This is a genomic window from Helicobacter saguini, from assembly GCF_000762875.2.
Taxonomy (GTDB): Bacteria; Campylobacterota; Campylobacteria; order Campylobacterales; family Helicobacteraceae; genus Helicobacter_A; species Helicobacter_A saguini.
This window is the reverse complement of sequence record NZ_JRMP02000001.1, coordinates 121,714-136,391: the sequence shown is the minus strand read 5'-3', so window position 1 is coordinate 136,391 and position 14,678 is coordinate 121,714. Positions and strand designations below refer to the sequence as shown.

Annotated in this window: 11 protein-coding genes and 3 pseudogenes; 11 read left to right on the top strand and 3 right to left on the bottom strand. The window is 33.8% G+C overall.

Annotated features, from left to right (window positions below; all coding sequences use genetic code 11):
- Positions 1 to 66 precede the first annotated feature (66 nt).
- The gene (gene rplU, locus LS64_RS00655) at positions 67 to 375 is read right to left on the bottom strand and encodes a 50S ribosomal protein L21 (RefSeq protein WP_034570577.1); all 309 of its coding nucleotides are present in this window, start codon (positions 373 to 375) and stop codon (positions 67 to 69) included.
- A 127-nt stretch (positions 376 to 502) separates the two neighbouring features.
- Here rplU and LS64_RS00650 point away from each other — a divergent pair, with 127 nt between their 5' ends.
- The 11 genes and pseudogenes from LS64_RS00650 (at position 503) to tssC (ending at position 13,145) form a co-directional block, all read left to right on the top strand.
- The gene (locus LS64_RS00650) at positions 503 to 2,245 is read left to right on the top strand and encodes a glycosyltransferase family 2 protein (protein ID WP_034570574.1); all 1,743 of its coding nucleotides are present in this window, start codon (positions 503 to 505) and stop codon (positions 2,243 to 2,245) included.
- A 65-nt stretch (positions 2,246 to 2,310) separates the two neighbouring features.
- Positions 2,311 to 4,653, top strand: a complete 2,343-nt coding sequence (locus LS64_RS00645) for an FUSC family protein (protein WP_237416209.1) — start codon at positions 2,311 to 2,313, stop codon at positions 4,651 to 4,653.
- A gap of 123 nt (positions 4,654 to 4,776) precedes the next feature.
- Positions 4,777 to 4,887: pseudogene (locus tag LS64_RS13880) on the top strand (hypothetical protein); the annotation flags it as partial.
- 318 nt (positions 4,888 to 5,205) lie between these two features.
- A pseudogene (locus tag LS64_RS00635) lies at positions 5,206 to 6,066 on the top strand (Na+/H+ antiporter NhaC family protein); the annotation flags it as partial.
- Positions 6,067 to 6,501: 435 nt separating this feature from the next.
- Positions 6,502 to 6,858, top strand: a pseudogene (locus LS64_RS00630) (Na+/H+ antiporter NhaC family protein); the annotation flags it as partial.
- Between the two features lie 9 nt (positions 6,859 to 6,867).
- Complete coding sequence (locus LS64_RS00625) at positions 6,868 to 7,383, top strand: hypothetical protein (RefSeq protein ID WP_118988420.1); 516 nt, start codon at positions 6,868 to 6,870, stop codon at positions 7,381 to 7,383.
- A gap of 94 nt (positions 7,384 to 7,477) precedes the next feature.
- Positions 7,478 to 9,292 (top strand): hypothetical protein, encoded by a 1,815-nt coding sequence (locus LS64_RS00620; protein ID WP_118962118.1) that lies wholly within the window; start codon positions 7,478 to 7,480, stop codon positions 9,290 to 9,292.
- An 88-nt stretch (positions 9,293 to 9,380) separates the two neighbouring features.
- Positions 9,381 to 10,157: a glycosyltransferase family 25 protein gene (locus LS64_RS00615; protein ID WP_034570718.1), complete on the top strand. Its 777-nt coding sequence runs from the start codon at positions 9,381 to 9,383 to the stop codon at positions 10,155 to 10,157.
- 48 nt (positions 10,158 to 10,205) lie between these two features.
- On the top strand, positions 10,206 to 11,066 hold the full coding sequence (locus LS64_RS00610; protein WP_034570715.1) for an FHA domain-containing protein: 861 nt from the start codon (positions 10,206 to 10,208) through the stop codon (positions 11,064 to 11,066).
- Positions 11,067 to 11,133: 67 nt separating this feature from the next.
- A complete protein-coding gene (tssB, locus tag LS64_RS00605; RefSeq protein ID WP_034570712.1) occupies positions 11,134 to 11,619 on the top strand; it encodes a type VI secretion system contractile sheath small subunit in 486 nt (161 codons plus the stop codon).
- Positions 11,620 to 11,660: 41 nt separating this feature from the next.
- Positions 11,661 to 13,145 carry a type VI secretion system contractile sheath large subunit gene (tssC, locus tag LS64_RS00600; protein ID WP_052062371.1) on the top strand — a complete coding sequence of 495 codons (1,485 nt, stop codon included), beginning with the start codon at positions 11,661 to 11,663 and terminating at the stop codon, positions 13,143 to 13,145.
- Between the two features lie 16 nt (positions 13,146 to 13,161).
- Here tssC and LS64_RS00595 read toward each other — a convergent pair whose 3' ends face one another.
- Complete coding sequence (locus tag LS64_RS00595; protein WP_081948272.1) at positions 13,162 to 13,590, bottom strand: prepilin-type N-terminal cleavage/methylation domain-containing protein; 429 nt, start codon at positions 13,588 to 13,590, stop codon at positions 13,162 to 13,164.
- 35 nt (positions 13,591 to 13,625) lie between these two features.
- On the bottom strand, positions 13,626 to 14,558 hold the full coding sequence (accA, locus tag LS64_RS00590; protein WP_034570707.1) for an acetyl-CoA carboxylase carboxyl transferase subunit alpha: 933 nt from the start codon (positions 14,556 to 14,558) through the stop codon (positions 13,626 to 13,628).
- Positions 14,559 to 14,678 lie beyond the last annotated feature (120 nt).

Below are 14,678 nucleotides of genomic sequence, written 5' to 3'. Positions count from 1 at the left end.
AAAGTTATGAAATTTAGAACTTAGATTCTAACTTCATCCTGCCAAAAAGTTATGAATTTTAGAACTTTAACTAATCCCAACGACCTTCACGCGCGTAAAATCGCGTCTAAAACCACGTTTTGTCTTACTATCCTTACGTCGCCGCTTTTTAAAGGTAATCACCTTGCGACCACGACCCTCATTTATCACCTCTAAAGCGACCTTTTTCCCGCTAAGATAAGGCGTCCCAACCTCGATATTATCGCCATCCACGATAGCTAGCACATTTTCAACATCTAGCTTAGACTTTGGCTCAAGGCTTAGTTTATCAAGCAGCAAAATATCGCCGACTTGCGCCCTGTATTGCTTGCCTCCGTTCTCAAAAATAGCCTGCATTTCGCATCCTTAATTTCAAATTTAAAAAGCTGACATTATACAATAAATTTTGTGAAAATTGATTAAATACTTTATAAAATATGGTTATTATGTAAATTAGATTCTATATTTTAAGGATTTAAGTTTTATGTTTAATCCAAAAGTGGCGATTATTGTGCCGATATTTAATGTTGAAAAGTTTCTTACGCCGTGTTTGGAGTCGTGTCAAAAGCAAAGTTATAAGAATATTGAAGTGATAATGATTGATGATGGTAGTAGTGATTCTTGCTTTGATATTGCCCTAGATTTTGTGCGACGTGATTCTCGTTTTGTGCTTATAAAAAAGCCAAATGGTGGGCAGGGAAGTGCGCGAAATGTGGGGTTAGATTATTTGTTTAATGAGTTAGAACTATGCGATTTAGATTCTAAAAATTATAATATTTTAGATAAAAAATTAGGAAATATAGAATCTAACTTGCAAGATTCTATCAAAATGCAAAAGGGTTTTTACACTTATAGGGGAGCGTTTGCTGAGGCAAGGCAGAGAAGCGAAGCGGTTACACTTAACGCAAAGCAGGAAGTTTTTGTTTTTTTTAATGCGGATTCTAAGGATTTGATAGAATCTAAGTCGCAAGATTCTATCAATTTAGAATCTAAATGCGAATATGTGCATTTTTTAGATTCCGATGATGAGCTGACTTTGGATTGCATTGAAGTGTGCGTTAAGACGTTGAATGAATTTATAGAATCTAACTTGCAAGATTCTAAAATTAGTAATTTAGATTCTAAAAAATTAGGAAATATAGAATCTAATGCTAAAGATTCTATGAATTTACAGAATCAAGATTCTATGGAATCTAAAAACGTTTTGTTGAAAAATAGTGAAACGCAAAAAATAGATTCTATAGAATCTAATATGCAAAATTCGCAGTTGCAAGATTTGTCTCAATCTATTCCCACCCGACCACCCATTTGTAAGATTAAAACAAATCCTGCAACTGCGAATTTTGCCAACGCACAAGAAAATATAGAATCTAAGTTGGAAGATTCTAAAAAGTTAGAAAATATAGAATCTAAGTTGCAAGATTCTATGAAATCACAAAATCTAGATTCTAAAAACCTATCGTCCACCCACCGCCCTATTAAAGAAAACGTTGCCCAGCACCATAATTTGAAAGGCGTGGCGGTGTGGCATGATTTTTGCAACATTAACGAAAATGGCGAGAGATTCGATGGCGGGATAATCAAGCGAAGTAGTGAATTTAAGGACGGGCAAATATTACAAAATACGCAACTTTTAGACTATAAAGCTAGGAGTTTAATAGCTATGTGTTGGAGTATGTTATTCCCCTTAGAATCTTTCCGTAAAAATCGCATTAGATTCCTAGATTTTGTCCATAGTGAAGACCAGCTATTCTCATTTATGATTCTAACTAATTTGCAAAATGTGATATTTATGGGAAATGAGCTTTACAAATACCGCATAAGAGCGGGTTCTACGATGAATTTTAATGCGAAAACGCACACGCCGCCGCCTTTTAAAGCCCCACTACTAAACGCTTTTAAGGACGCAAAAGTTGGGAGTGAGTATTATCTTAGCTATTCGTTTTTAGCGATGGGTGCGAGTTTGCTTGACTTTAGCGAGCTAGATTCTAATAGCGAATATAAAGAAAGACTGCAAAATGGCGTAAAATTTATGCTGCGACATCGCTGCAGCGCCCTGCGGTGCGTAGCGATTAGCAAAAGCGATCCGCAAGATTGCTTAAGTCTTTTTAAAAAAGTAAAGCAAAGATTACCAAAAGGCTACTTTAAATTCTCCACGCTTTTTGCGTTTTATTTCCCATTTTTACAAAAAGTTTTTTATTTTTTATTGCAAAAATTTAAGAAATAATATTTCACATTCATTATTTTTTTGCATATAAAATTATAGATTCTAAAATATTTAAGGACCTTGATTTGACTGAGAAATTTACCCTACATAATATCGCTAGGAATTTCTATTTAAATTATATAAAAAAGTATATTCAGGCTTATGACCCGGGGTATTTTACCTTTTTTTATGCTTTAAAAGCGATGTTTGCAATTGCCATTAGTGTTACGTTGCACTATCTTATTTTTGGGCAGGGCGTGCTTATTTGGGCGATTATGACGCCTATGCAGGTTTTTTTCTTAAATGCGACCTTAAGCCAGCAAGCCGACAGAAAGCTTCACATGCTAGGCTTTACGTGTTTTAGCACGATTGCCGTTGGGCTTTTTTCCTTCCTTGCTAAAAAGGCGTTAGTTGATGATACCACACCGCTTGATGCGTTATATCTTTCGCTTCCTGTGCTATGTCTTACATTTTTTGTAGGGATGGTTCGGGCGTATCATCTTGATACTTATCGTATGTTTGTGCCTGTCGTGGTTAATTCGCTCGTAGCTGCTGTGTATGTAGATTCTGGCATTATGCTACCCATTTGGCAGGTGATGTTTGTGGTTTTTACAAGTGCGCTAATTGGCACAACTATTGGCTTTTTACTACTAAATAACCCCGGAAATTACGGCAAATACACACAGGTGTATTATCCGCTCGTGCTAAAATATCTCTCAAATATGCTAAAAAATGTGGATAATCCACACGAATTTACCCGCTACAAAAGCCTAACCTTTAATCTTATGCACAATATTAAGCAAACCTTGCATACAAAATCAAGCGTGTATAATGATAATTATATGATTAAAAACATTAAACGTGCGATATTTTACATCTATCGAATTGAAGATATTTATATGCTAGTAACGCTCTTGCCAGAATACAAAATCGCACGTGATTATCCATCCTTGCAAAGTGAGATTCTATATAATTTGAATGAACTAAGTCGCATTTTTGCAGGGAAGATTCCAAAGCTGCAAAGGAAGATTGCAGATTCTATAATTTTCTTAGAATTTAACTCGCAAAAACAAGACGCCCTTGCAAATATCATTAAGATTCTATACTCAAAGTTAGAATCTTTCTCACGCGTTGGTAGCAATATCGATACGACCTTTAATCCCCCCGCACAAAAAAGTTTCAAAAACATTATAAAGTCCTTTAAAACAAAGGACGCCACATTCAAATTTAGCGTAAAATACTCCCTTGCTATCGGGCTTTCACTGCTTATTGCAATGCTACTTGATATAAATCGTGGAATCTGGATAAGTATGGGTATCGTAAGCGTGGTGCGACCAAGTGTCGGCGGTATGCAAAAGATAGGCAAGGAATATGTGATAGCGACATTTTTTGGCATTATGGTTGGGATTTTCCTAGCGGTTTTTGCAAATGCGATTGTGTTTTATAGCTTGTTTGCGGTGCTGCTTTTTTTTGTGGTGTATTTGCGTGGTTTTCCGTTTTGGCTGTGGAGTGGCTTTATGATGTGCGTTTTTGTGATGATGTATAGCGCGCTTTATGATGATTTTTTGGTGTATGTGTTTGATAGGCTCATTGATATAGGGCTTGGCGTGATTTTTGGTGTGCTTATCTTTACAAAAATTTGGCCCCGCTTTTCGCATGATAATTTAAAGCCTTTGATTAGCAAGGAATTAAAGGGCTTGAGTGGCATTTTAGGCATTTTGCTAGATTTTATAGAATCTAAACGCATTTTAAGAACGCAAGAAATACAAGCTAGTCACGCCGAGCTTTTGCATAGCATAGAAGAGCTAAAAAACACCCTGCGAGATTCTAAGGCGGAGAAAAAGGGAGCGCAAAATCAAATCGTAGTCTATGGCTTTGAGCTAATCGATATTATGCAAAGCGTGATTATAAAGGTAAATGAGCTTAGTTTGCTATTTGGCACTTCTTTTAAGTCGCAAGATTCTATAAATAGCTTAGATTCTAAAGATTCTAGTAAAGATTGTATAGAATCTAAAACGCAAGATTCTAAAGATTCTGTTTTTTTAGAATCTAAATCGCAAGATTCTATAAATAGCTTAGATTCTAAAGATTCTAGTAAAGATTGTATAGAATCTAAGTTGCAAGATTCTAAAGATTCTGTTTTTATAGAATCTAAATTGCAAGATTCTATCCCCCCTTTAGATTCTAAAAAAGATTCTATAGAATCTAACGCCGAGCTAGAAATAAATGACTTAAAACTTTTGCAAGTTAGATTCAACGCTATAAACGACTTAATAAACGACACGACACATTATTTTAGATTTAACAAAGACGCCCTTTTGAGCGATAAAAATACATATTTTTACAAGCTAATTAGCGAAATTTTCACCAAGCAAAACACCCTTTACAACCTACTAAACGAAAACCACATCACCGCTTTAAGCGAGTAAATTAATTTTATACTTTTTATATAACTATAAAGCGATATTAAATTTCTTAAAAATTTTTATGTATCATTAAAGTTTTTGCGAATTTATTTGTAAGGTTAGATTTTGGAAATATTAAGTAATGCCGTGGTAGTCTCTGTTTTAGTAATGTCGCTGCTTTGCCTTTGTCGGCTAAATGTGCTATTATCAATCATTATCGCCGCACTTTTGGCTGGGATGATGTCGCCGAATTTAACGCTAAATCACACGGAAAATATAGAATCTAATACAACGCAAAGTGTGGAAAATCCGCAAGATTCTATGGAATCTACAATACAAAATAGCCAAGATTCTAAACTAGATTCTAATTTAGATTCTAAAAATTCTATAGAATCTAACGCAACGCAAAGTGTGGAAATTAGCCAAGATTCTATAGAATCTAACTCGCAAAATAGCCAAGATTCTAACTTAGATTCTAACTTAGATTCTAAAAATTCTATAGAATCTAACTCGCAAGAAACTACGCAAATAACGCAAGATTCTATAGAATCTAAAACGCAAGATTCTAAAGAAAACATAGAATCTAGCAAAAAAAGCGACATTTCATTGTTACAAAAATTCACACTCGTAGGGCAGATTCTAATAAATGGAATGGCTGGAAACCTAGACATCGCCCTTAGCTACATATTGCTCGGTGCAATCGCCGTGGCAATCTCAAAAACGCACCTTATGACCTTTCTACTCGCATTTATCGCACGCACCATAAGCGATAAAAAATTCATTTTTATCCTTAGCATCGCGCTAATCTCGTGCTTTTCACAGAATCTAATCCCCATTCACATCGCATTTATCCCTATTTTAATCCCGCCGCTTTTAAGCCTAATGAATCGCCTAAAAATCGACAGACGCGCGGTTGCGTGCGCGCTCACTTTTGGCTTGCAAGCGCCGTATGTGACCTTTGGCGTGGGCTTTGGGCTAATTTTCCACAGCACAATACGCAATCAAATGGACGCAAACGCCCTGCCCGTAAGCCTTTCGCAAATCTCAAGCGTTATGTGGATAGGAGGGCTGGCAATGCTTCTCGGGCTATTAATCGCCGTTTTTATGCTATATGCCAAACCACGCAGCTACCGCGACATCGACTTGCACGAAAAAATAGAAAACGCCAAAATGGGACACGCCGAATATGCCACGCTGCTAGGCATAATCGTGCTTTTTGTCGTGCAGATTTTAACTAGCTCTTTGGCGCTCGGGGCGTTTGTAGGGCTAGTGGTGATGATAGTTTTTGGCGGGGTGAAATGGCGTGAAATAGACGCAATTATGGAGGGCGGCTTAAAAATGATGGCATTTATCGCGTTTGTAATGCTTGTGGCGGCTGGATATGGCGAAATCTTGCGGCAAAGCGGCGAGGTAAATGCGCTAATTCAGGGCGTTTCAGGGGTTTTTGGCTCGGCTTCTGGCGACGTAGATTCTAATTTGGCTTTTGGCTTAGCTTCTAACTCGGCTTCTAGTTTGACTTTTGACTCGGTTTATAACTCGGCTTCTAGTTTGGCTTTCGGCGGTGCAAATTCTAGCGTAGATTCTATAAAAATAGTTACAGATTCTATAACTTTTTCACCTTTAAGTTCTACTCAATTTATAGAATCTAGCCATAGTTTTTTGCAAGATTCTATAATTTTAACGCAAGATAATAGCGGAGTTTTTCTCCCTTTAGAATCTAATTTTTATAATACAAATGTTAGAGATTTTATAACTTTTGCGAATGCAGATTCTATAAATCTAGGGCAGAATCTAAGCAAAGATTCTATAAAAATAGTTACAGATTCTATAACTTTATCAAATGCAGATTCTACACACACGATGAGTTTTAATAATATAGAATCTAGCTTTACAAATCGCCTTGTGGGCGCGACTTTAATGCTTGTTATAGGGCTGCTTATCACGATGGGCATAGGCACGAGTTTTGGGACTATTCCTATAATTGCGGCGATTTATGTGCCTTTTGGTTTGTCGCTTGGCTTTAGCACGGAGGCAATTATCCTACTTATTGGCATTGCAGGCGCACTTGGCGATGCGGGCAGCCCGGCTAGTGATAGCACTCTAGGTCCCACTTCAGGGCTAAATGCGGATGGGCAACACAATCACATTTATGATACCTGCATCCCCACATTTATCGCATTTAACATCCCCCTTTTAATCGCTGGCATCATCGGCAGCATGATTTTGTAAAGGAATATTATGAATTTCATAACTTTTTGTAAGAAAAATAAGGGCTTTGTGGTCGCTACGCTTTGCGTTTTTTTGCTATGTCTTGGGATTAGAATCTATTATGCGAACCAAAAGGTGGATATGCACTTAGATGAGGTCTTAAGCATAACGCTTAGTGAGTATAATGAAATGGGCTGGAGCAGGGGCTTTGAGAGCGATAGAATCTATAGTAGTGATGAGCTAAAAAAGGGGATTTTGTGGAATGATTCTAGCGTTTTGGGGGCGATAAATGATGTGGGAAATCTGTGGAAAAATAATCGCGATAGTCCGCATACAAATCTTTATTATTCGCTTTTGCGGCTTTGGCATATAGGGTTTGAAAGCCCGTATAGCACGGATTTAAGCGATGTTTATATGCGTTCAATTAGCCTTAATCTTGTCTTTTTTTCTCTTAGTTTTTTGATGGCTTTTTTGCTTGTTAGAATCTTGTTTAAAGATTCTATAGATACAAACGGGGGGGGGGGGGAATCATTATTTAGAATCTAATAACTTTTATTCAAATAAAATTACTAATTTTATAATTATATCTTACTTATTAATAACGTTTTTAAATCCAGCAAGTATCACAAACACTTTATTTATGCGACCTTATGCCTTGCAAGAGTTAGCTTTTTTAGTATTTATGTATTGTATAGTTAGGATATTTATTATTTTTAGATTAGATTCTAAAGAAATCATAGAATCTAGTTTTTTAGATTCTTTGCGTTTCAAAACTATTATAGATTATATAAGTTTTATATTAAAAAGTAAGGTTTTTAAGATTTTTTTACTTTTTTGGAGTCTTGCTATTATGCTTTTTTTAAGTTTTATTTTTTATATTGATAAGGTTAAAAGTGATGATTTTCATATCGCTTCTTTGCGAGTGGATGGCATTTTGCTAAGTGATGAAATTGCAATTAATGAGTATAAAATGCTAAAAGATTTTATGGAATCTAAAGATGCTTCACTTTCGCTTAACATGACAACCAAGATAGATTCTATAGAATCTAGCGAGTTAAAAAAGTTAGAAAATATGCAACAAAATCTCAAAATAAAAACAAAAATACTATATCCTAGCCTTATTTTTAGGGCACAAAGTCCATTAGTAAATTTGAAATATTTTGAGATAAAAATACTAGATTCTATAACTAATATAGATTTAGATTTTATTAATAGCAAAAATTATACTTTTGAAAAAAATAGACAAAAATATATCATTTTTGAGAGTTTAAAGCCATTTAATATTATAGATTCTATAACTTTGCAAGAAAATTTGCAAGGTAAAATCATAGGAAATATTAAATATAATATTAAAATAGAATCTTTATTATATATCGCGGTGTTTGGATTATATTTTGCAGTTATATTATTATTTATAGTATTTTTTAGCTTTTTAGTTATATTATTTAGAATCTATAAAAATGCAAAGTTATATGATAAAGCATTATTTTTACTAGCAATCTCTAGCTCATTTTTAATGCTAACAGGATATTTTGCCTTAATTTTTGTATTGCTAATTTTTTCAATTTTAACATTTTATATGTTTATTAAAAGTTATAATTTTAGGATAAAAATATTTTATTTTATTGCGTTTTTTATAAGTTTGGTGTTTAATAAGATTCTATATAAAAGCTATTTTAACGCATTTTTTGACTATCGTGGTAGCGAGGCTACATCTAAGATTAGTATAGAATATTTTAGAGAAAATATTATAAATATCATAAGTATTTTATATAGAATCTTAGTTGATAATCTAGGTTTTGTGATAATTTTTATGTTTCTATCAATTATTATTTTGCTAATTTTTTATAGAAAATATTATAAATTTTATAGTGTTGCTTTTATTATAAGTTCTACTTCTTTGCTTTGGTGCTTTTTGGTTATGATTGTTGCGCCATACAAGACGTTGCGATATATTATGGCGATTTTCCCTTTGCTGCTTTTAGCCCTGCCTTTTATTTTTAGAATCTATTATGCTAAATCCCGCATTTTAGGGCATTTTAGCACTTTATTTTGTGTTATAAATATTGCGATTTTGGGAGCACAAAAAGAAAGAATTGAAAATCTAAATTTTGATTATAAAGATTCACTGCAAAGCTTTGAAAACGCCCTAAATCACGCACAAAATACGCATATTACATTCATCATTCCACTTTATATCCAAACGATTATTCCATATTTGCAAGGGCAAAATTACAAGATTTTAAGCCTTAATAATCTTTCTTGCGACAGGCTAGATTCTATACTTCAAAGTGCCTTAAATGCGAGAAATGCGAACTTTATCATTGATAAAAATCTCACTTGCAAGCCTAAAGATTCTATCAATTTAAAAAATATCATAACGCAACATAAAAAATCTTATCATATTGTAGAATCTAAAAACTTCTATTTTTTAGAATCTAATTCGAAAATCTAGTGAAATACAAAAATTGTATTCTTATTTACTTTTTGTTTTTTTTTTTTTTTGTATCTTATGATTTATTTGAATAAATCAGAGGGTAAAAATGAGCAATAATATTGATGTATATATTATAAATCTTAGCACATCACTTGATAGAAAATCTAAAATGCAAGAAAATATTGCCACCTGGCAAAGGTGCAATCCACACAATAAAGATAAGATAAACTTTAAATTTTTTAAAGCTAAAACACCGCAGGATGTTAAGACATCAGGTTTTATCAATCGCTATAATAGATTTATGGCGTGGATTTGGAAAGCTCGCGATGTAAGACTTACAGAAATGGCTTGCTTTTATTCGCACTTTACATTATGGGAAAAATGTGTAGAGATAAATAAAGCATTTTTTATTTTAGAAGATGATGTTGATTTTACACCAATATTTTTTGATGGATTGCAAGATATTATTAAACAATCTTATGAATATGTGCGAATTAGCTTTAGAACATTTCATAAGATGATTTTAGTAAAAGAAAATTTTGCTTTTGGACATGCTTTAATACTTGGTGCTAGCGGATATTATATTACACCTAATGCTGCTAAAAAGCTTATAAAACATTCAAATAAAATATATATTGCGGTTGATTATTATATATCTTCTTCGTATATTCATAATGTGGTGGAAATGGTATATTCTTACCCACTTGTTAAAATAAACGAGCTAGATGCTAACTCAACGATAGGTAAACCAGAACATCAAGTAAAATCTAAAGCGGATAAAAAAAGATATAAAAAATTTGTAATATTTCGTGAAATACATAGAATCTACAGACAAATACGCACAATATTATTTGCTATTACACGTTTTTATTATATAAAATAGATTCTACAAATATCTATTATAGAATCTAATTTATTTAACGGAGTGCTAATGCAACAGATTGCCTTGCAGATTAAAAACATACAACAAGCAAAACAATTTGATAAAAGTTATTATATATTCGATGAATTTGGTGGTAGTATAGGTAGCGGCAATGATTGTAGCTTTATAGTGCAAGATTCTAATAATAGTATTAACGAAAAACATGCTGAAATAACTTTTGATGAAGGAGAATTTCTTATTACTTGTATCGGTGATAGTGAAATATTTTATAATGGCTCTTTTTCAAAACTACTCGCAGGATATGAAATGGCTATTAACTATGGTGATAGCCTTAAAATAGGTGATATAGACTTTATATGTATATCTCCTAGCAAAATAGATACAAGCTTAGATAAAGAAAATATTAGTGATATACAATCTTATAATAAATTAGATTCTATAAATTTAGAACCAAGAGGCAAGGTAAATGGACTAAATATAGAATCTAATGATGAATTATTAGACAATAATACCCTGCAAGATATAGATTCTAAACTAGGCTTAAGTAATATAACACAAGAAAATATAGAATCTAAATCTTTAACAAAAATAAATATACTAAATTTAATAAAACAGGATTTAAATACTTTGGAAAAATCAATACAAATAGACAATAAATACAATACATTAGATATTGAAAATATTTCTACTATAATTAATAACATTTTACTTTTAGATTCTAATAAAGTTATTAATTTAGCAATATTAAGCATAATCATAAAAGAATTAGATACGCCTATATTTAAAGATATTAGTGGTGTAAGTTTTATAGACTTTATAGCAAATGCTATAGATTCTAGTCTTAATAACAATAAAGAATTGATAGAGCAACTACTTATAAAGGCATTACAAAAATATATTAATAATTAGTGCATAGATTCTATAGAATCCTTAAAATAATTATATAATCACATTTATTAAAACTAAAAGGGTAAATATGGCAGAGAGTATAGCTCCAAAAGAGCGTATCAACATAACATACAAAACAAAAACAAATGGACAGAATGCAGATGTAGAGCTACCATTAAAACTAATGGTTATGGCAGATTTAACGGGCGATAATAAAAAAATGCCATTAGAAAATAGGGAAGTAGTATCCATAAATAAAATTAACTTTAACCAAGTAATGAAACAAATGGGTATAAATGTTAATTTCAGTGTAAAAAACAAACTTAATGGCAATGAAAATGATGAGTTGAATGTGAATCTCAATATTGAAAGCATGAGAGACTTTTCTCCAGATGGTATAGTAGAAAAAATCCCAGAACTAAAAAAGCTAATGCAACTAAGAGAAGCACTATTAGCTTTAAAAGGACCTATGGGAAATATACCGGAATTTAGAAAGGCAGTATTAGAAGCCTTGCAAGATGATAGCAAAAAAGAAAAGCTATTACTTGAAATATCAGGCAAAGATAATATATAAATAGAATTTTAGATTCTATAAAATACAAACAAAGGATAAGTATGGAAACAAAAGAAGATGTTAAGATTAAGGTTGATGATACTGAATCTAAACAAGATTCAGTAATTGAATACATTATGGAAAAGAGTAAGTATTCAAAAGACGACGAAAGCTATAGCATTGCAAAAAAAGGCGTGGCAGAATTTATAAGTCAAATTGTAAAATCTCCTAATGCGGAGGATAAAATCAATAAATTTGCCTTAGATGAAATGGTTGGACATATTGATGAGTTGATTTCACAACAAATGGATGAAATTCTACATAACGAGGAATTTCAAAAACTAGAATCTACTTGGCGTGGATTACATTTTTTAGTCGAGCGAACTAACTTTAATGAAAATATAAAGGTAGATTTGCTTGATGTTACGAAACAAGAAGCATTAGAAGATTTTGAAAATAATCCTGATATAACACAATCTGTGCTTTATAAAAATATCTACTCAAGCGAATACGGGCAATTTGGCGGTGAGCCTGTAGGGGCTATTATAGGTGATTATGAAATTAGCACTTCAAATCCTGATATGAACTTTTTAAATAAAATGTCTTCTATTGCAGCTATGAGCCATGCTCCATTTTTGACATCTGTAGGCTCAAAATTCTTTGGACTTGACAATTATGCAGAATTGGCAAACATACAAGACTTACAAGGATTATTGCAAGGACCGCAATATACGCGTTGGAGAACATTTAGGGAAAGCGAAGATTCTAAGTATACGGGACTTATGGTTACTAGATTTTTAACTCGCTCTCCTTATGATACAGAAAATAATCCTATAAAGTCATTTAATTATACAGAAGACGTAAGCAAGAATCATAATCATTTGTTATGGGGAAACTCAGCCTACGCATTTGCTACTCGCTTAGCTGAAAGTTTTGAGCATTATAGATGGTGTGGAAATATTATAGGTCCTAGAAGTGGTGGAGCAGTAAAAGATTTACCTATGTATTTTTATGAGAATTTTGGTAGTATTCAATCTAAAATTCCAACTGAAGTGCTAATCACAGATAGAAGAGAATATGAACTATCAGAGCAAGGTTTCATAGCACTAACGCTTAGGCGAGATACTAATAATGCAGTGTTTTTCTCTGCTAATTCATCTTTGAAACCAAAAATATTTCCAAATACCAAAGAAGGTAAAGAAGCTGAAACAAATTATAGATTAGGCACACAACTACCTTATGTATTTCTCATTTCACGTCTAGCACATTACTTAAAAGTATTACAGAGAGAAGAAATAGGTAGTTGGAAGGAACGTCAAGATGTAGAAAAAGGATTAAATGAATGGCTAAGACAATATATATCAGACCAAGAAAATCCACCGCCAGAAGTAAGAAGCAGAAGACCATTTAGGTCAGCTAAAATTATAGTAAGTGATGTGGATGGAGAGCCAGGATGGTATAAAATAGAACTGCTAGCAAGACCACATTTTAAATTTATGGGAGCAAATTTCGAATTATCTTTAGTGGGAAAATTAGATAAAGAATAATTAGATTCCATAGAATCTACTTACTCTGCTTCCTATGATAAAGCTTTCTGCAAAGGGCTTGATTTGGATTGCAAGTAATGCTAAAACTCCCATTTGCATTTTCCCTAATATTTAGCCTCAAACGCTCACTACCCACACTCAACAAAAAAGCACTACCACGCACTTCCAAAGTAAAAAAGCGATTATTTCCCGCCGCATTATTTATAAGGTTTAAAATAGCCGCTCTATCCACAGCCCTTTTACTCAAAAAGGCATTGTAAGCGATTTCATTTATATCTTTTTGCAGCTTTTGCAGGTGGAAACTAGCCGCACGAATGCCTAGCATAGCATTAATCTGCGGCTTTAAAATGCTAAGCGATAAAATGCCTAAAATTAAAAGGCACACCAACATCTCAAGCAGTGAAAAGCCACTAGCATATTTGATAGAATCTTTTTTGCACATCATAAATCCATTTTAGATTCTATAAACGCACTTAGAATCTAACTCTCCGCGAAAGCCCCATAACTCATAATCTTATTATAGCGCGTGGTTAAAAAGTTAGAATCAGAGCGGATTTTTTCCACAGATTCTAAAAAGTAGTCTTTGATTTTATTTGCAGCCTCGATTTTATCGCGGTGTGCGCCACCTTGCGGCTCTTTAATTATATCATCAATCAAATTCGCCTTTTTTAGCTCAGTTGGCGTGATTTTGAGTGCCTTTGTGGCGGCTTCAGTCTTGCTAGGGTCATTCCACAAGATAGCCGCACAGCCTTCTGGCGAAATCACGCTAAATATCGAATACTCCAGCATCGCAAGCCTATCAGCCACGCCGATAGCAAGTGCGCCGCCACTGCCGCCCTCGCCTATCACAATGCTAATTGTTGGGATTTTCAGCGCGCTAAATTCCTCCAAATTCTTAGCAATCGCCTCGCTTTGCCCCCTCTCCTCAGCACCTACGCCAGGATACGCGCCCGCAGTATCCACAAGGCACAAAAGCGGAATGTTAAATTTCTCCGCCATTTTCGCCGCACGAAGCGCCTTTCGATAGCCCTCAGGCTGGGGCATACCAAAGTTGCGATATAGCTTATTTTTCGTGCCACGCCCCTTTTCCTCGCCTATCACCATCACCTTTTGCCCATCAATTCGCCCCAAAAAACACACAATCGCCTTATCATCGCTAAAATGCCTATCACCGCTAATCTCATACGCGTCTTTCAGCAGCAGCTCGATGTAGTCCATCGCATAAGGGCGGTCAGGATGGCGCGCAAGCTGGAGTTTTTGATAATCATTTAGGTTGCTATAAATTTTTTTTTTCTCGTTTTTCAGCTCTTGCTTGCGAATGTCCGCCGCACTTTTGTCATTTGACAACAACGCAGAATCTATGTCGTCTTGCAGGGTCTTAAGCCGCTGCTCAAAGTCTAAATAAGTCGCCATTTAATCTCTCTTTTGTCGTTTTAGATTCTGTAATTTTACAATAAATTTGGTGGATTTTTAGAATCTAGAATACTAACACATTTATCTAAAACCTTAAAAGTAACTTAACATTCACTTAAT